The sequence below is a fragment of the Micromonospora sp. NPDC050686 genome (assembly GCF_040654475.1).
In the GTDB taxonomy this organism is placed as follows: Bacteria; Actinomycetota; Actinomycetes; order Mycobacteriales; family Micromonosporaceae; genus Micromonospora.
Genome location: NZ_JBFAID010000035.1, coordinates 38,320 through 55,876, shown reverse-complemented (window position 1 = coordinate 55,876; position 17,557 = coordinate 38,320). Strand labels below are relative to the sequence as shown.

The window sequence follows — 17,557 nt, the reverse complement described above, 5'->3', positions numbered from 1 at the left end:
ACTTGGTGCGTGGCAGCCGATGGGTCTGAGCGGTCCGACCGATCCCGCGCGGGTTCGGTGGTGCCCGGCTGGTCATACGACCGAGTCGGGCGTCTTGTCTTCACGGGTGAGTCGGGAATTCCCGACGCGCCGCTCGCCACGGCGTTGCGCGCTGCCATCTCCTCCTCGCTGGTCGGCGTCCTCGTCGGTGTGGTGGTCGTCTTCACGGCCGTTGGCATCGGGTGGGAAGAACCCGCTATTGGCGTGGCCGCCCTCGGCGCCCTCGGAATGCCACCGGTCCGACGGGGTTACCGGCTGCGAGCAGCTCTCGCCCTGACGGTCACCGCCGTCGGTTGCCTGGTGGCTGGCATCTTTCTCGATCGCTGGCTGGCAAGTCCGTGGGACTTCTTCGTCCCGCTGGCCCTCGCCCTGACCATCGGCAGTCTGGCGGGGACCGCCGTCGCCTACCTGCCGTGGCAGTCTGACGAACGGAGAGGTTGAAGGGATTCCAACCGGGGGCGGATGCCGGTGCGCGCAGCCGCCGCAGGTCAACAATTCGACGAACGTGGCGTGCCATTGATGAGCTGGGCGGCCGAGCACGGTCTACGACTGCAGACCGAAGGCTCCGATCAGGCCCAAGGAGACTCATGACCGCCGCAGCTCTACCCCCCGTTGTGGACGCCGACACGTGGCGGCGCGAGCTCGACGCATTGCGCGCACGGTTGATCGCCTCCGACCAGGCCGCGGGCGTCGTGGTCACCACCGATCTGGGCGGCTGGCCGACATTGGAAAGCGTCCTCCTCGGCGCCGATGCCGGCGCCGCCACGCGAACGGTGGTGGAGGTCGGCGTGGCCGTCGGGCGGCTGCACGCCGGCACTCGCGCAGCGGGTGAGGGATACCGGCTGGCGCTGGCCGGGCTCGGCGCGCCGGAGGCGGATGCCGGCCCCGGACTGCCCTGGCCCGGCGTGGACAGGTGGCGCAACGTCGAGGTCGCCTGCGCCGATCTGGGCCCGCCGGACGCGCACATTGCGGCTGGCGACGCCGCGTTCGTCCAGGACCGGATCGCCGCCCCCCTGCCCGTTCGCGGCACTAACGCACACCGACCTCAATCCGGGTAACGCGCTGGTGACGCCGCACGGCTTACGGATCGTGGACTTCGAAAGCGCAATCTTCGGGCATCTCGGCTTCGACGCATCGTTCCTGTCGTTCCCCTTCCCCACCTACAGCGCCCACTGGACGACGCTGCCCGACAGCGTGGTGACCGAGGCCGATCGTGCCTACCGCCGCGAACTTGCCGAGGCCATGCCCGGTGACATCCTCGGACGCCTTGACCAGGCGCTCGCGGTCGGTGCTGCGGCGGCCCTTGCCGTTCGGGTACAGCGGCTGCCGCTGCTGGCCGCCCCGGCCAGCCCGCGCACACCCGCTGGCGCCGTCGAGTGCAGCTCGGGCAACAGATCCGGGTGGTCACCCGGCTCGCCGAACGGGCCGCGACGCTGCCTGCGATGGTGGACTGGTATGCCCGGCTGGCCGACGCGATGTCCGCCCGGTGGCAGGACGCGACAACCCCGCCACCGGCAGCGTTCCCCGCCTTCCGGTCAGCCAGGGACCGGTGACGCCCGGGCCCGCGCACGGAGACCCATGGATGATCGTCGCCAACGACGCCAGGAGGAGGATGCCATGCGGGCGATCCAGAAGATCCGTCATCGACAGGCCCAGGTCGGCGGTCTGGAGGTGTTCTTCCGCGAGGCCGGGCGCCCCGGTCAGCCGACCGTGCTGCTGCTGCACGGATTTCCCAGCTCGTCGCACACATTCCGCGAGGTCATGCCCACCCTCGCTGACGCCGCGTACGTGATCGCGCCCGACCTGCCCGGCTTCGGGATGTCCTCGTCGCCGACCATCGGCACCTACGACTACACCTTCGAGAACCTCTCCCGAACGATCGAGAAGCTACTCGACCAGCTCGGCGTCGAGCGTTTCTTCGTCTACCTGCACGACTTCGGCGCACCGGTGGGATACCACCTGGCCACCCGCGCCCCGGCTCGCATCCGCGGCCTCATCGTCCAGAGCGGCAACGCGCACGACGACGGCCTCGGCGAGCAGTGGGACACCGCCAGGGCCTACTGGGCCGACCCGACCGACGACAGGCGCGCCGAACTGCCGGACTGGTTGAACTTCGCCGGCACCCGTGACCAGTACCTCGCCGGGCTGCCCGAACACCTGCGTACCCTGCACGCGCCCGAGTCGTGGCACCTCGACTGGGAGCGGATGAGGCGACCCGGCAACATCGACGCGCAGTTCGCGCTGTTCACCGACTACGCCAACCACGTCGCCCGCTTCGATGAGCTCGCCGAATACCACCGCGCTCACCAGCCGCCGGCGCTCGTGCTGTGGGGACGACACGACGGGTTCTTCGACGTCGACGAGGTCCTCGCCTACCACCGCGCCCTCGATCGCCTGGACGCGCACATCTACGACGGCGGGCACTTCCTGCTGGAGACGCACGCGGCCGAGTGCGCCGCGCTCATGCGGGCATTCGTGCTCGACAACGCCTGACCTGACTGCTGCGCAGGGACGGGGACCAGGCCGGCGGGCGAGGTCAGCTCAGCCGGCGGACCAGTTTGCGCAGCCCGGACTGCCAGCCGTCCGGGTCCTCGGCGCGCCGCCGGGCGTAGTCGGCCACCTCGGGGTGCGGCAGGATCAGGAACCGCTCGTCGGCCAGCCCGGCGACGGTGGCCTCGGCGACCTGGTCCGGGGTGAGGACCGCGCCGGAGGCGGCGATCACCCGGGCGCCCAGATGTCCCTCGGCCAGCCCCTCGGCGAGCATCGGCGTGTCCACTCCCTGCGGGCAGAGCGCGCTGACCCGCACCCCCCGGTCCCGGTAGGTGATCGACAGCCACTCGGCGAAGCCCACCGCGGCGTGTTTCGTCGCCGTGTACGGGGCGTCGCCCACCGCGGTCAGCACCCCCGCCGCCGAGCAGGTGAACAGCAGGTGCCCCCGCCCGCGGGCGAGCATCGCCGGCAGGACGGCCCGGGCCGCGTACACGTGGGACAGGACGTTGACCCGCCAGGCGCGGTCCCAGTCGACGTCGGCGGCGTCCAAGCCCCGCCCGACCGCGACGCCGGCGTTGGCGCAGAACAGGTCGATCCGCCCGTGCCGCCGCTCGGCGTCGGCCACCAGCGCGCGGACCTGCTGCTCGTCGGTGACGTCCAGCGCCTCCGCCCGGGCCACCGGGCCGATGCCGTCGGCCACCGCGCGGGCCCGGTCGACGTCGAGGTCGGCGACCACCACGGCGGCGGCGCCCTCGGCGGCGAACCGGCGGGCCAGCGCCGACCCGATGCCACCTGCCCCGCCGGTGATCACCGCGACCCGGTCGGTGAGGTTCACCGGTCCACCCCCTCGGTGTGGCCCAGCCGGGCGATCAGCGGGCCGAGCGCGGCGGCCCCACCGGTGGCCAGCTCGGGGGTGGGCAGCAGGGCCAGCACCGGCACGTCCACTCCGGCGTCGACGTACCGGCGGACCTGTTCGCGGCAGCGCTGCGGCGAACCGTGCAGCACCAGCGCGTCGACCACCTCGTCGGGCACCGCGGCGTTCGCGCCCCGCCGGTCGCCGGCGGCCCACGCCGTCCACATCGGGCCGAGCACCTCCGCGCGGCCCAGCCAGCGGTGGAACGCGGCGTACGCGGGCACGGTGAGGTAGCTGGTGATCAGCCGGCGGCCCAGCGCACGGGCGTGCCCGGCGTCCTCGGTGGGGCAGACGAAGATCCGGGCGGTGACCTCGAAGCCGGGCCGGCGCTCCCCCAGCTCGGCCAGCGCGCGGGGCACGTCGGCGGCGGCGAGCCAGTTGAGGATCACCCCGTCGGCCTCGGTGGCGGCCAGCCGCAGCATGCCGGGGCGCAGCGCGGCCAGCTGCACCGGTGGCGGCACCGCCGGCGGGCGTTCCAGCGCGAACCGGCGCACGGTGAAGGTGTCGTAGACCTCGTCGACGGTCTCCCCGCGCAGCGCCGCCCGCAGGAAGCGCAGCACGTCGCGGGTGCGCCGCAACGGCTCGTCGAACCGGGCCGCGTTCCAGTCCCGGACCACCACCGGCGAGGAGGCGCCGATGCCGAGGGTGAACCGGCCCGGCGCGGCCTCGGCGAGCGCGGCGGCGCTCATCGCCAGCAGCCCGGGACCCCGGGTGAAGACCGGCGCGATCGCGGTGCCCAGGCGCAGCCGGGGCGTCCAGGCCGCGGCGAGCGCCAGCGGGGTGAACGCGTCAGCCCCGTTGACCTCGGACGACCAGACGTCGGTGAAGCCGGCGCGGTCCAGTTCCGCGTACACCCCGGCGTGGTCGGCGAGCGGGATGCCGCTCATCGGCACGGTCATGGCCCATCGATGCGTCACCGGTCGATCGTGCCCGGCGTCGGCGACGCCGGCAAGATCCGGCCGGGCGCGCGGTCCGCCCGACACGACCGGGCGGGCGGTGTACGGCCGGAAATCGGCGATCCGCGCCGGAGCCCGCCGCGGGAGTGTTACGACTGCCAGGTGAGCTGTGGGGGCGGCGGGGGCCACCGGCGATGAGAGCCGGGGGTGGCGGGGGCGCGCCGCCGACGGGCGGGGGCTGGCAGCGGGCGACGTTCCCGGAAATCTTCTTCGACCTGGTGTACGTCTTCGCGCTGAGCCGGATCGGCACCCGCGCGTTCGAGGACCTGGCGCCGTGGCGTTCGCCGTCGCGGTCCTCACCTCGGTGCTGCTCTGGCGCATCTACGTGCAGCGGGCCGGGCAGCTTCTCGCCGAGGCGGTGACCAGGGCCGCGCACCCGGCGGAGATCGGCCGATCGGCCGCCGAAACGCGCCTGATGATGGTGATCGGTCTCGACGGGCGCCACACCTCGGTCTCTCCCATGGCCCTCATGACCGCAGGCAGGTCCGACCTTCGCCAGGAGGCGGGCTGCTGCGGGTCGCCCTCAGTCGTGAGGGCTGAGGAAGTCGGTGATGAGGGTGGCGAGTTCCTGTGGGCGTTCGGCGACCATCGCGTGGCTGGCGCCGGCGAGATGCCACACCCGCAGAGACGAGTTGTCCACCGTGGCAAGCCGTTCGGCGATGACCTTGCGGTACGCCTCGTACAGGCTGTGGAACGGCTGTTGTTCGGGCAGGTCCTCGGTGGCGAGAACGAGCAGCAGCGAGCAGCGGACGTCGCGGTAGGCGGGCATCAGGTCGAGGGAGTCCATGGCGTCCCGGAGCTGCCGGGTGAGGTCCGGGACGGGCCGCAGCCGCCTGCGGCCGTCGTCGCCGGGCACGAGGTTGCGTTCGAAGGCCGCCACCCAATCGTCGGGTGCGGCGCCGTAGCGCTGGGCCATGGCCCGCTGCCCCGCCAGCATCGCGGCCACCTGTTCGGCGGTTAGCGGTTCGGCCAGCATCGCGGCCATCCCGTCGAAGACGGCCCGCAGCTTGGCCAGGTCGGTCTCGGCCTGCTCCGGATCCAGCCCGGCGAGCTGGTCCGGACGGTTCAACGGCGGATTGCCGTCCAAGCTGACGGCACCGGGGCACTCCGGGTGACGCTGCGCCCACAGGGTGGCGAGCATGCCGCCGAGGGAGACGCCGACCACCGCTGGGGAGGTGAGGCCGAGGTGGTCGGTGACGGCGGCCAGGTCGGCCAGTACGTCGTCCCAGCGCCACGGGCCGTCTCCGGACCGGCCGTGACCGCGCAGGTCGACGGTGACCACCCGGTGGGTCGGGCGCAGGTACTCGGCGAGGGTGGTCATCTGGGCGAGGTTGCCGCCGGCGCCGTGAAGGAGCAGCAGCGGTTGTCCGGGTCCGCCGAAGTCGCGGATCGCGATGGGCACGGTCCCGGAGTCGATGATGGTCTCAGACACGTCGGGTTCCTTCCTTGAGCAGTCGGTCGCGTACGGAGGCGGAGCGCACGCCGCCTTCGGGGTGGCGGGCGAGCTTGCCGCGGGAGACCAGGTCGTGGACGCCCTGGCGGGTGATGCCGAGCATGGCGCCGGCCACCGCGTACGACACGGATTCGGCGGTCGGGTGGCCGACCCGTCGCGCGACGGCCTGGCCGAAAGGGCTGCGCCACCAGTCGAGGGGTGGGTCGAACGGCCCATCCCCCGGGTAGAGGGTGGAGATGGCGCGCATGACCACGCTGACGGCGGCCCGGTCGTCGCCGCTGACGATCGTGGTGGCCCAGGATCGGGCCCGCTCCTGGATGACGGCGCGCAGCGGGTCGATGGCGTCGTGGCCGTCGACCAGGATTTCGAGGGGGTCGAGCAGGCGGATGTCGATCAACCGGATGAGCTGCTCGGTCAGTTCCTCGTGGGTTGGCGACATGCCGCCTCCTCCGCTACTTGACACCCATCGTCAAGTACTTGACGTCGAGTGTCAAGCACGATGGCGCGAGCACGGTTGGCGGTACGGCCGGCGCCCGGGCAACGACGGCCCCCGCCCGCCGCGCGCCGCTACCCGGCTGCCGGGGCGCCGTCCGGCAGCCGGCCAGCCTGCCGGAACGCGCGGGGCGCGGTGCCGTGGCGACGCCGGAAGGCGGTGCTGAACGCGAACGGGTTGGCGTAGCCGACCTGCCGGGCGACGGTCTCCACGCTGACGGTGGGGTCACCCAGCAGGTCGGCCGCCAGCGACATCCGCCACTCGGTGAGGTACGCCATCGGAGGCTGGCCGACGAGGGTGGTGAACCGGCGGGCGAGGGTGGCGCGGGACACCGCGACCGCCGCGGCCAGCGAGCTGAGGGTCCACGGCTGGTCCGGGCGGTCGTGCATCAGCCGGAGCACGTCGCCGACGACCTGGTCCTCCTGCGCCCGCCACCAGGCCGGCGCCCGGCTGCCGGGGCGGGCGAACCAGGCCCGCAGCGTGCCGACCAGGACCAGGTCGACGAGCCGGTCGAGCACCACGTCCTGCCCGGGGGCGTCCCGGGCGAACTCGTCGGCGAGCACCCGCACCACCGCCGCGTCCCGCTCGGCGCCGGTGCGGACCACGACGTCGGGGATCGCCGTCAGCAGCCGCCCGGTCACCTGCCCGGGCAGCTCGTAGGTGCCGGTGAGGAAGGCGCACGGCCCGTCCGGGCTGTTGCCCCAGCTGCGCAGACCCAACCCGAGGGTGGCGCTGACCTCGGCGCCGTCGAGGGTGCGGCAGCGTTGGCCGGGGCCGACGACCACCGACGCCGGGGTGCCCGGAGCGTCGGCGAGGGTGTAGGGCCGGGTGCCCTTGACGATCGCCACGTCGCCGGCGTCGAGCCGGACCGGCTCGTCCCCGTCGCGCAGCAGGACCGCGTGGCCCCGCACCATGACCAGCAGGCCGACGGCCGCCCGGTCCTCGATGCGCACCGACCAGGGCGGCGCCATCACGCACCGCAGCACGAACGCGCCGCGCGCGCGGTGCCCGTCGAGGATGGCGCTCATCGCGTCCACCCGGCCAAGCTTAGACGATCACGAAGGAAAACGAGTGGATCACCCATGTCATCGTCTCGCCGGGTGGGCTTTGATCGGTGCATGACCGACAGCACCTTCCCACGTCCCCACCGCGTCCTGGTCACCGGTTCGACCGGCAAGACCGGCCGCCGGGTCGCCGCCGCCCTCAGCGGGCGGGGCATCCCGGTCCGGGCGGCGTCGCGCCGGGCGGCGGACCCCGACGACCGGTTCGACTGGTACGACGAGAACAGCTGGCGGCGCGCCCTTGCCGGCACCGACGCCGTCTACCTCACCTACCAGCCGGACCTGGCGGTCCCGGGAGCGGCGGACGCCGTCGGCGCCTTCGCCGCGCTGGCGGCGGCGCACGGCGTCGGCCGGGTCGTCCTGCTCTCCGGCCGGGGCGAACCGGGGGCCGCCGCGAGCGAGGCGGCGCTGCTGGCCGCGGTGCCGTCGGCGACCGTGCTGCGCTGCTCCTGGTTCGACCAGAACTTCACCGAGGGAGCCCTGCGCGACGCCGTCACCGCAGGTGTCCTGGCGCTGCCCGCGCCGGCACACCGGCGGGAGCCGTTCCTCGACGCCGACGACATCGCCGACTGCGCGGTGGCCGTCCTCACCGACGCGCCCCGGCCGGGGGCGGTGTTCGAGCTGACCGGCCCCGACTCGCCGACGCTGGCCGAGGTCTGCGCGGTACTCGGCGCGGCGGCCGGCCGGCCGGTCGCGTACCAGGCGGTCGGCGCGGCGGAGTTCACCGACGCCCTGGCGGCCCAGGGGCTGCCCGACGTCGAGGCGGCCTTCCTGGCCGGGCTCTTCGCCGAGGTGCTGGACGGCCGCAACAGCGCCACCACCGACGGCGTCACCCGGCTGCTCGGCCGGCCCGCCCGCTCGTTCGCCGAGTTCGCCCGGGCGGTGGCCCGGTCCGGGGCGTGGGCCACCGACGCCGCGCGCGGCTGATCGGCCGGCCCCGCGCGACGGCCCCGGCCGGCGGGCGTCCGCCCCGCGCCGGTCAGCCGGAGAACGACAACCGGCGCAGGCCGGCCGCCCCGCTCACGGCACGTTCGTCGGGGGTGAGCGGGGCCCGGCCGGTGGCCTTGCGGATCAGGGTCAGGTCGTCCCAGTCGAGACCGGCGGGGACGGGCCGCCCGCCGGTGAGCAGGTCGGCCACCACCCGGCCGGCGGCGGGCGTCAGCCACGGCCGCCGGTCCAGCGCGTCGGCCAGGTCCAGGCCGTGCACCGCCACCTCCACCACCCGGGTACGCAGGAACTCCGCCAGTGTCATCGGGTCGCCGTGCCGGGTGCGCACCACCCGGCCGGGTGGCGCCGCGCCGATCGCGTCGTCGGTGGCCCGCCAGGCCCGCGCGAAGCCCGCCGCCACCTCGGGTACGCCGGCCGGCGCGGCCGCCTCCCGCCGGGCGCTGTCCACCCGGGCCCGGTCCACCTCCGGGGTGAACTTCGCCGCGCCGAAGTACGCCGCGGCGTCGACCTCGGCGGCCGGCGGGGCGGGCGCGGCGAGCATGTCCACCAGCCGCCCCGCGCCGGTGCGCACGTGCGCCACGAGGTCCCGCACCGTCCACGGTGGGCAGCCGGTGGGCCGGTCCAGGTCCGCCTCCGCCAGCCCCCGCAGCACCGCCTCCAGCGCCGCGCACTCGTCCCGGAACGCCCCGCGTACCGCTCGCATGATCGCCTCCCCGCGTCGCCCCGCACTCTGCCACGGACGCGCCACCCGCCGCGCGCCCGGCCGTTTCGGCGCGGCGGAGCCGGGTACCCGCGCCCGACGACGAGAAGGGGGCGAAGGCAGATGGCTGGCATCATGCTGCGCAGCACCGCGTTCACCGATCACGATCTGCTACCCGGACGCTTCGCTCAGGATGGCGGAAACGTCTCCCCACCGTTGCAGTGGTCGGACGTGCCCGATCCGGCCGAGGAACTGGTCCTGGTGGTGGAGGACCCGGACGCCGGCCGGGCGCCGTTCCTGCACTGGCTGGTCACCGGCATCGCACCGGACTCCACCGGGGTGGCCGAGGGCGCCGTGCCGCAGGGCGGCCGGGAGTGGCCGAACGCCGCCGGCGGCACCGGCTGGAGCGGCCCGCTCCCGCCGCGCGGCGAGGAGGCGCACCGGTACTTCTTCCGGCTGTATGCGGTGAACCGGCCGCTGGAGCTGCCACCGTCGCCGCAGGCGGCCGACGTGCACGAGGCGCTCGCCGGCCGGGAACTGGGCAGCGGCACGATGGTGGGCACGTACCGCCGCTAGGGCGGTGTCAGCCCTTGTGGCTGGGCACCACCCGGTGCACCACGGCCAGCACCAGCGCGGCCACCAGACCCATCGTCCCGGCGATGCCGGCGGCGCTGCCCGCGTATCCGACGAAGAGTTCCCGGCTGCTGAGGTCGTCCACGGGCGCCCACGGCAGGTCGATCAGCCAGGACAGGGCCAGCCCGGAGGCGGTCACCGCGATCAGGCCACCGAGCAGCAGGAGCACGGCGGCGACCCGGTGCGCGTCGGCCGGGTCGACCAGCGCCTCCCGCCGCTGGAACAGCAGCAGGAAGAAGCCGGCCGCGGCCGCCCACACCCCGGTCACCAGGAACGCGGTGATCGCGTCGCTGGGCCGGTGCCAGCCGGCCGACAGGGTCGCCACGCCGGCCGCCGCGGCGTACCCTGCGCCGATCCACGCGCCCAGCGCGCGCACCTTGGGCGGCAGCACCAGGATCAGCGCCAGCGCGACCGACGCGGCGACGGCGCTGTGACCGCTGGGCAGGCTGTTGCCCGCCGCCGCCCGTTCCGGATCGATGCCGAAGTCGGGCCGGGCCAGGAAGTGCTTGAGCAGTTGCACGGTGACGTTCGCGCCGGCGATCAGCAGGGTGGCCGCCACGGCGAGCGCCTTGCGCCGCCGGGCCAGCGCGATGAAGCCGATCACCCCGGTGGCCACCAGCAGCGAGAAGAGCGACATGGCGTTGAGGAGCTGGTCGACCGGACCGTCGATGCGGTCCTGCCCGATCCGGTTGCCGGCCAGCGCCACCGTGTCCAGCCACTGGCCGGTGCGGGTGTGCAGGGCGAGCTGCCAGACGACCACGCCGGCGGCCGCCTGCGCCAGACCGAACACGACCAACCAGACCGCGGTCCACCCTCTTGCCGTCGCTCGCACCCGCACACGGTAGCGGTGCGCGGCCCTGCCCGCAGCGGCAGGCGGCCGGGTGCGTCGGCGGCGTGCCGGACGGGCTGGTCGCGGCCGTGGGGCCGCCCCGGGCGAGGGCGCCATGGTCGCCGCCGAACCCCCGGCGCGACGTCCTGCCGGGCGCCGGAGACCGCGGGAGGTACGGTCGCCTCGACGACCGGTTCGCGGCGGAGGTGGCGGTGAGGGGAGCAGCACCGGACGGGCGGCCGGCGCCGACCGAGCCGGGTCCGCCGGAGTCCCTGGCCGACCTGCTGGGCGGGCGGCGCGGCGCGGCCGACGCCACGTTGCCGCCGGTGGCGTTCGCGGTCGGCTGGCTGGCTGCCGGGCTGTGGGGCGGGGTGACGGCCGCGGTGCTGACCGCCGGCGGCCTGGCCGGCTGGCGGCTGCGCCGCGGCGACCGGCCCCGGGCCGTGCTGATCGGGCTGCTGGCCGTCTGCGTGGCCGCGCTGATCGCGTTGCGTACCGGTCGGGCGAGCGACTTCTTCCTGATTCAGTTGGTCTCCAACGCGGCCAGCGCGCTGGCGTGGCTGGTCAGCATCGCGCTGCGCTGGCCGCTGCTGGGCGTGGTGGTGGGCGCGGCGTTGGGGCAGCGCGGCCGGTGGCGGCGGGACCCGGCGCTGCTGCGGGCGTACGCGCGCGGCAGCTGGATCTGGGCGGCGACGTATCTGCTGCGTCTGGCGGTCTTCGTGCCGCTGTGGCTGGCCGGGCAGGTGCTGGGGCTGGTGGTGGTCCGGGTGGCGTTGACCTGGCCGCTGGTGGCGGCGGCGCTGGGGGTCAGCTGGTGGGTGATCCGGCGGTCGCTGCCGGCCGGTCACCCGGGGCTGCGTCACCCGGTGCCGGCCGCGACGGCGGGGCCCGGCGCGGGTGAGGCGGCGGGGCCGTCCAGCCGGGACGGAGAATAAGGGAGAGGCCGCCACGGGGGGAGCGGCCTCTCCGGTGATGTACGTTACTCCGTCCACGACCGGCGTGTGGTCCCGGGTGGCCGGGATTCTTTAGGGCTTTTTCGCGGCAAGTTCGTGTCCGGGCAACGGAGTGGACCGACCGACTCGGCACGATGGCCGGTCGGCCGGCCCACCCCTGGCCTGACCGTGGGATGTCAGGCCGCGCCGGCCAGTCCCCTCGTTCCCCCGGGACCGGTCGGCAGACCGGGTGGGTGGGGCTGAACCACCCACCCGGCGCTGTGGTGGTCAGCCGTTCGGGAACAGGTTGCCGTAGTCGGCGTACGCCATGGCGACGTCCGCCTGGGCCCAGAACCGGTGGTAGTTGAAGACCGGCTCGGCGCCGCCGTTGAGGTACGCCTGCACCTTGGGCCACTCCGGGTCGTTCTTGTAGAACGAGCGGATGTCCAGGAAGCTCTTGCCGGCGGCGATGGTGTCACCGTTGGGCATTTTCCCGGTCCAGCCCGGCGGCACGTAGAGGCCCTGGCCGTCGGCGGCGTTGTACACGTCGTCGAAGCGCTTGTAGTCGCCGCGCTTCTCCGGCATGGAGACGCCCTTGCTGTCGGCCGCGGCCGAGAGCGCGTCCAGCAGCCCCTTGGCGGTGTTCTTCGCCGCGGTGTTGCCGGACTTCGCCGCGTACGCGATCAGGGTCCGGGCGTAGGCCGCGGCGACGCCGACGTCCTGGCCCTTCACCGTAACCTCGACGTGCAGGTTGGTGTTCGGCTGCGGGTTGGTCGGGTTCCAGTTGGCCGGCTGCCCGGTCCACTTCATGTCCGACGGGATCGACCAGTTCGCGCCCGTCGTGGTGTTCGCGATGGCCCAGGGCACCCACTTGTCCAGCAGCGCCTTGGCCTTCGCGTTGCCGGTCTCCAGGTACAGCTCGGCGATCCGCTGCATCGACCAGGCCTGCATGCCGAACCACTGGTTGGACGGCGGGTCGTTGTAGACCGGGTCGACGTCGTAGAACATGCCGTAGAAGGTGGCGGTGCCGGCCGGCGGGGTGCCGTAGTTGCCGTCCCAGCTGTTGGTGGCGCCGCCGGCGATGCCGCCCTCGGCGGACTGGAGCCAGGTGTAGAACTCCAGCTGCCGGTCCATGCTCTTCTGCCAGTCGCTGACCGCGGTCGGCGACTTCGGCTTCAGCTCGGAGATGTTGGTCATCGCCCAGGCCGCGAACGGGTTCTGGTAGCCGAAGTGGCTGTGGCTGGAACCGATGCGCCACGACCAGTTCTGCGACGTGTCGTACGCCCCACCCCAGGCGTAGTACCAGGAGAGCAGGTAGTGCGCCGAGTCGCGGCCGCTGGCGGCCGGGCAGCTGGACGCGCCGACGCAGTTGCCGATCTTCTTGAAGTACTTGTCGAACAGGGCGTAGCGCAGGTAGTCACCCATCTTGGCGGCCTTGGCCACGGTGGCCGCCACGTCGGCCGCCTTGCCCTGCGCCTTGGCCCAGGTCAGCGCCCAGTACGCGGCCTGCACCGCGCGGGCGTCGGCGTCCGGGGCGTTGGTGTACTTCCACTGCTTGGCCGGCGCGTTCGACTCCTTGACGAACAGGTCGAGGTAGCCGTACTGGCCGCCGTGCTTGAAGGTGTCGCAGGACGGCTGCGGCACGGTCTCCCACACCGATTCCTGGGTGCCCCGCTGGAAGGTGTTGATGTACGCCGGCCGGGTGGTGCCGTCGCCGCAGCGGCCGTAGCCGTAGGTGTTGTCGACGTCGAGCAGCCAGTGCATGCCGTAGATGTCGCCGGTGTTGTAGGTGGACTGCAGCTCCGTGCGCAGCGGGTCCTGGCCGACCGGGACGTTGGGCTCCAGCGCCGACGGGTACTGGCTGGGCAGGTTGTGCTCGGCGGCGTACTGCGGGGTGCCGGGCGCGCCCGCGGTGGGCTGGTCGGCGTGCGACGGGATGATGTACTTCTCCATCACCGTCCAGGCGTTGTTGAACGGGGTCCAGTTCTGGGTGACCCGGCCGTACTGGGCCTCCAGCCAGAGCCAGAAGCTGAACGCCTCCGAGGTGGTCTCGTGGCCGTGGTCGGGCGCCTCGACGATCAGCGTCTCGACCGAGTGGTACGGCACGCCCTCCGGGCTGAAGTAGCCCGAGTTCTTGATCTTTCCGTACTGGTCGAGGAACTTCTTGATGTAGGCGTTGTCCCCGCCCGGGGTGTCGTTGTCGATCTCTGTGACGGTGACCGTCGCGGGCGAGACACCGGTCGCCGATGCGGTGATCGTCGCGGTGCCGCCGACCGTGTCGGCGTCCTCGGCGGCGGCGACGGTCACCGCGACCCCGGTGCTCCAGTTGGTCGGGGTCAGGGTGAACGTGGCCGGGGACGCGGTGATGTCGCTGTCCCCGGTGACGGCGAGGGTCACCGGGACGTTGCCGGACGGCGCCGCGCTGAGGGTGAACCGGACCGTGGAGGTGCCGCCCTCGTTGACGCTCACCGCCGAGGGGGCGGCGACCAGCCGCGGGCCGGTGGCCGGGTTGACCGTGAACGACCGCTCCGCCACGGCACTGGCACCGGCGTTGTCGTACGCCTTGGCCTGGACGGTGTAGCTGCCGGCCGGCAGGGCCTGCAGGGTGTAGGCGTACGGCGCGGTGGTGTCGGTGTTGACCAGCATGCCGTTGCGGTAGAACTCGACCTTGCTGACGGTCCCGTCCGGGTCGCTGGCGGTGGCGGTCAGCGGCACGTCCGCCGGCGCGGTGAACGGCCCGGCCGGCACCCCGAGGGAGACCGTCGGGGGTTGGTTGGTCGGCGTCCCGTTGCAGGCGACCCCGTTGAGGCTGAACGCGGTGGGCTTCGGGTTGCTGCCGCTGAAGGTGCCGTTGAACCCGATGGTGGTGGAGGCGCCGGTGGGCAGGCTGCCGTTCCACGACTCATTGGCCGCGGTCACCTCGGTGCCGGTCTGGCTCCACCTCGCCGACCACCCGTTGGTGACCTTCTGGCTGGTGGTCGGGAAGGCGAACTTCAGCGACCAGTTGTTGAGCGCGTCGCCCAGGTTCTTGATGGTGACGGTGGCGGTGAAGCCGTTGCTCCAGTCGCTGGTCACATAGGTCACGTCGCAGGCCGGGGCGGCCTGCGCGGCGCCGGCCGGCAGGGTGACCCCGCCGATGGCCAGCACGATAGCGGCGAGCATCGCCGTACGGCGACGTCGTGCCCAGAGTCTCATGTGCGCGGTGTCTCCTCGGACCGGGCCGGGACGTGGGCCCCGGCGGGGCGCCTCCACGCGGGACGGAGCACGCGGGGGGACGGAAGCGCCCGGGAAGGTGGGGTCGACCGGCCGACGGCCGGGTCGGGGACGGGTGGCCGGGGACGCCGGCCGGTCCGTCCCGCTGGGGCCCGCCGCGCCGGATGTCCGGCTGCCCTCGGCGGTCCGCGTCGCGCGAGCTGGCTCCGCTGCGGTGAATCGACAGTGTGCCATGGAAGCGCTCCCACAGCAACTACCAGGGCCACTCATGCACCCCGATGTTTCGATCTCATTTTGGGGCTTTCACAAAGCCGTGACGGGCGTTACAGTCGCAAGCATCGCCGATGGGAGCGCTTCCATCGACGGAGATTCACCGAACGACCGACCGGACGCACCCCGCGTTCCGGCGTACCAGCCCACGGGGCTGACGACGGGCCAGCCCGGACGCCGCCGTCAGCCATCACCCACCAGCACGGAGGGAGGTGGAACCAGAGCCACTCGCGTGGCCCGGCTCCCGCGCGACATGCACGACCGGAGACCCAATCCACTCGTGCGTGTGTGCATCGCAGTGGGGACGGGGGTTGCCCTCCCCCGTCCCCACACTAAACCCCCGTTCTCGACGGGAAAAGAGGCCGACGGGACAGGCGTGACGCGCCACCCGGACGGCCTCGCTCGCTGTCGGGGCCCGTGGCCGCCCGCAACTCGCCGCCACGCCCCGTGATCCCACCCAATCTCCCGCGCCCGAACGACACCGGGCGCCGGCCCACGGCCGCGCTCGACCCGCAGCGGCGCGGCGGGCTGCGCCTGCCCTATTATGGGAGCGCTCCCGGCCGTCCGGCGCGCCCCATCACGAGGAGACCGTCCATGTCGATACCCATTCGTCGGCACCTGCCGCGTCGCGCCGTGCTCACCGTCGACGCCTCCGGCGCCCCCGGCCCGACCCGGGTCCCGGCCGCCATGCCCGAGGAGACGCAGCCGGACGCCGGCCCGGCCGACGCCGAGGAGGGCGGCGACACCCCGCCAGCCGCCGCCACCGCAGCAGCCCCCGCCGGCCTGCGCTTCCCGGCCGGCTTCGGCTGGGGCGCGGCCACCTCGGCCTACCAGATCGAGGGCGCCGCCAAGGAGGACGGCCGCGGCGAATCGGTCTGGGACACCTTCAGCCGCACGCCGGGGCGTACCCGCAACGGCGACACCGGCGACGTGGCGGCCGACCACTACCGGCGCTGGCCGGAGGACCTCGACCTGATGCGCGACCTCGGCCTGCGCAGCTACCGGTTCTCCGTGTCCTGGCCCCGCATCCAGGCCGACGGCACCGGCCGGCCCAACCAGCGGGGCCTGGACTTCTACCGCCGGCTCGTCGACGGGCTGCACGAACGGGGCATCGCCCCGATGGCCACCCTCTTCCACTGGGACCTCCCCCAGGCGCTGCAGGACGCCGGCGGCTGGGAGAACCGGGACACCGCGTACCGCTTCGCCGAGTACGCCGACGCCGTCTTCCGCGGCCTCGGCGACCAGGTGCCGGCCTGGCTGACCGTCAACGAGCCGAAGACCGTGGTGCAGAACGGCTACCTGTCGGGGCACCACGCGCCCGGCCGGCAGGACCCGGACGCCGCGTACCTGGTGGCCCACCACCTCCAGCTCGCCCACGGCCTCGCCGTCCGCGCGCTGCGCGCCACCGGCCAGCCCGGGCGGATCGGCCCGGCCCTCAACCTGCACCCCTGCTACCCCGCCGACGACCGCGCCGAGACCGCGGCGGCCACCCGGCTCTACGACGGCTACGAGAACCGCCTCTACCTGGACCCGATCTTCAGCGGGGCGTACCCGGAGGACGTGCTGGCCGACCTCGGCCCGGACAGCCGGATGGCGCGCGGCATCCGCGACGGCGACCTGGCCGCCATCGCCAGCCCGGTCGACCTGCTCGCGGTGCAGTACTACACCCCGATCTACGTCACCGCCGACGGCGGCACCGTCCGGCGCTGGCCCACCTCGAAGGCCGACTGGCAGCAGATCTACCCGGAGGGCATGTACGACATCCTGACCCGGGTGACCCGCGACTACGGCCCGCTGCCGCTGACCGTGACCGAGAACGGGCTGCCCTGCCCCGACACGCTGGCCGCCGACGGCACCGTCGACGACGCCGGGCGGATCGACTTCCTGCGCGAGCACTTCGCCGCGGCGCACCGGGCCATCGCCGCGGGCGTGCCGCTGGAGAGCTACCACGTCTGGTCGCTGCTGGACAACTTCGAGTGGGCCGAGGGGTACGACGAGCGCTGGGGCCTGGTCTACGTCGACTACCCGACCCAGCGACGCATCCTCAAGCGCAGCGCCCACTGGTACCGCCAGGTGATCAGCACCAACGGCCTGTAGGTGAGCAGGGGCCCCTTGTTAACGCATTTCGCATAGCAGGGGCCCCTGCTTGACACCTCGCCGCGGTGCCGCCGACCGCGCCCGCCGAGCGCGCCACCGCCCACGGCGCCCCGGTCAGCGGGGCAGCGCCTGCTGCAACTCGGCCCGCAGCGCCGGGGTGAGCATCTCGCCGGCCTGCTTGGCGAGCCGGGCCATCTCGTACCCGACCACGCCGATGTCCGCCTCGGCACCGGCCAGCGTGGCCAGGATCGAACCGTCGCGGATCTGCATGACCAGGAAGTAGCCCCGGCCCATCTCCACCACGGTCTGCTTGACGACGTCCCCGTCGAACATCTGCGCCGCGCCCGCGGTGATGCTCATCAACCCGGACGTCACCGCCGACAACTTGTCCGCGTGGTCGCGCGGCAGGTGGGCCGAGATCGCCACCAGCAGGCCGTCGGAGGAGACCACCACCGCGTGCGCCACCCCCGGCACCCGCTCGGCGAACGCGGTCACCAGCCAGCTGAGATCCCGCGCCTCCTGGCTCAACG

General features: G+C 73.5%; 17 protein-coding genes. 8 read left to right on the top strand and 9 right to left on the bottom strand.

Annotation, left to right across the window (positions count from 1 at the left end):
• Positions 1-9 precede the first annotated feature (9 nt).
• The 4 genes from AB0H57_RS21465 (at position 10) to AB0H57_RS21450 (ending at position 2,532) form a co-directional block, all read left to right on the top strand.
• Positions 10-480, top strand: coding sequence for a hypothetical protein (locus AB0H57_RS21465; RefSeq protein ID WP_357509022.1), 471 nt, complete (start codon positions 10-12; stop codon positions 478-480).
• A 146-nt stretch (positions 481-626) separates the two neighbouring features.
• A complete protein-coding gene (locus AB0H57_RS21460; protein WP_357509020.1) occupies positions 627-1,097 on the top strand; it encodes a hypothetical protein in 471 nt (156 codons plus the stop codon).
• 318 nt (positions 1,098-1,415) lie between these two features.
• A complete protein-coding gene (locus tag AB0H57_RS21455) occupies positions 1,416-1,592 on the top strand; it encodes a hypothetical protein (protein ID WP_357509018.1) in 177 nt (58 codons plus the stop codon).
• Between the two features lie 64 nt (positions 1,593-1,656).
• A complete protein-coding gene (locus AB0H57_RS21450; RefSeq protein WP_357509016.1) occupies positions 1,657-2,532 on the top strand; it encodes an alpha/beta hydrolase in 876 nt (291 codons plus the stop codon).
• Between the two features lie 43 nt (positions 2,533-2,575).
• Here AB0H57_RS21450 and AB0H57_RS21445 read toward each other — a convergent pair whose 3' ends face one another.
• The 5 genes from AB0H57_RS21445 to AB0H57_RS21425 form a co-directional block, all read right to left on the bottom strand.
• The gene (locus AB0H57_RS21445; protein WP_357509014.1) at positions 2,576-3,364 is read right to left on the bottom strand and encodes an SDR family oxidoreductase; all 789 of its coding nucleotides are present in this window, start codon (positions 3,362-3,364) and stop codon (positions 2,576-2,578) included.
• Positions 3,361-4,341, bottom strand: coding sequence for an LLM class F420-dependent oxidoreductase (locus AB0H57_RS21440; RefSeq protein ID WP_357509064.1), 981 nt, complete (start codon positions 4,339-4,341; stop codon positions 3,361-3,363). The genes AB0H57_RS21445 and AB0H57_RS21440 overlap by 4 nt, the downstream gene beginning before the upstream one ends.
• Positions 4,342-4,921: 580 nt before the next feature.
• Positions 4,922-5,830: an alpha/beta hydrolase gene (locus tag AB0H57_RS21435; protein ID WP_357509012.1), complete on the bottom strand. Its 909-nt coding sequence runs from the start codon at positions 5,828-5,830 to the stop codon at positions 4,922-4,924.
• A complete protein-coding gene (locus tag AB0H57_RS21430) occupies positions 5,823-6,290 on the bottom strand; it encodes a hypothetical protein (RefSeq protein WP_357509010.1) in 468 nt (155 codons plus the stop codon). Before AB0H57_RS21430 ends, AB0H57_RS21435 begins: the two co-directional genes overlap by 8 nt.
• A gap of 128 nt (positions 6,291-6,418) precedes the next feature.
• Positions 6,419-7,372, bottom strand: coding sequence for an AraC family transcriptional regulator (locus AB0H57_RS21425; RefSeq protein ID WP_357509062.1), 954 nt, complete (start codon positions 7,370-7,372; stop codon positions 6,419-6,421).
• A gap of 90 nt (positions 7,373-7,462) precedes the next feature.
• Here AB0H57_RS21425 and AB0H57_RS21420 point away from each other — a divergent pair, with 90 nt between their 5' ends.
• A complete protein-coding gene (locus AB0H57_RS21420; RefSeq protein ID WP_357509008.1) occupies positions 7,463-8,332 on the top strand; it encodes an NAD(P)H-binding protein in 870 nt (289 codons plus the stop codon).
• 52 nt (positions 8,333-8,384) lie between these two features.
• Here the strand turns inward: AB0H57_RS21420 and AB0H57_RS21415 are convergent, their stop codons facing one another.
• Positions 8,385-9,056 carry a maleylpyruvate isomerase N-terminal domain-containing protein gene (locus tag AB0H57_RS21415; protein ID WP_357509006.1) on the bottom strand — a complete coding sequence of 224 codons (672 nt, stop codon included), beginning with the start codon at positions 9,054-9,056 and terminating at the stop codon, positions 8,385-8,387.
• A gap of 120 nt (positions 9,057-9,176) precedes the next feature.
• Between AB0H57_RS21415 and AB0H57_RS21410 the strand changes: the two genes are divergently transcribed.
• The gene (locus tag AB0H57_RS21410; RefSeq protein ID WP_357509004.1) at positions 9,177-9,629 is read left to right on the top strand and encodes a YbhB/YbcL family Raf kinase inhibitor-like protein; all 453 of its coding nucleotides are present in this window, start codon (positions 9,177-9,179) and stop codon (positions 9,627-9,629) included.
• Between the two features lie 7 nt (positions 9,630-9,636).
• On the opposite strand, the gene AB0H57_RS21405 is transcribed toward AB0H57_RS21410, so the two are convergent.
• On the bottom strand, positions 9,637-10,524 hold the full coding sequence (locus AB0H57_RS21405; RefSeq protein WP_357509002.1) for a phosphatase PAP2 family protein: 888 nt from the start codon (positions 10,522-10,524) through the stop codon (positions 9,637-9,639).
• A gap of 203 nt (positions 10,525-10,727) precedes the next feature.
• On the opposite strand from AB0H57_RS21405, the gene AB0H57_RS21400 reads away from it, so the two are divergent.
• On the top strand, positions 10,728-11,450 hold the full coding sequence (locus AB0H57_RS21400) for a DUF3159 domain-containing protein (protein WP_357509000.1): 723 nt from the start codon (positions 10,728-10,730) through the stop codon (positions 11,448-11,450).
• Positions 11,451-11,735: 285 nt separating this feature from the next.
• Here the strand turns inward: AB0H57_RS21400 and AB0H57_RS21395 are convergent, their stop codons facing one another.
• Positions 11,736-14,642 (bottom strand): glycoside hydrolase family 48 protein, encoded by a 2,907-nt coding sequence (locus tag AB0H57_RS21395; protein ID WP_357508998.1) that lies wholly within the window; start codon positions 14,640-14,642, stop codon positions 11,736-11,738.
• An 882-nt stretch (positions 14,643-15,524) separates the two neighbouring features.
• Between AB0H57_RS21395 and AB0H57_RS21390 the strand changes: the two genes are divergently transcribed.
• On the top strand, positions 15,525-17,027 hold the full coding sequence (locus AB0H57_RS21390; RefSeq protein ID WP_357508996.1) for a GH1 family beta-glucosidase: 1,503 nt from the start codon (positions 15,525-15,527) through the stop codon (positions 17,025-17,027).
• 114 nt (positions 17,028-17,141) lie between these two features.
• On the opposite strand, the gene AB0H57_RS21385 is transcribed toward AB0H57_RS21390, so the two are convergent.
• A complete protein-coding gene (locus AB0H57_RS21385; RefSeq protein WP_357509060.1) occupies positions 17,142-17,555 on the bottom strand; it encodes a roadblock/LC7 domain-containing protein in 414 nt (137 codons plus the stop codon).
• Between the last annotated feature and the right edge of the window lie 2 nt (positions 17,556-17,557).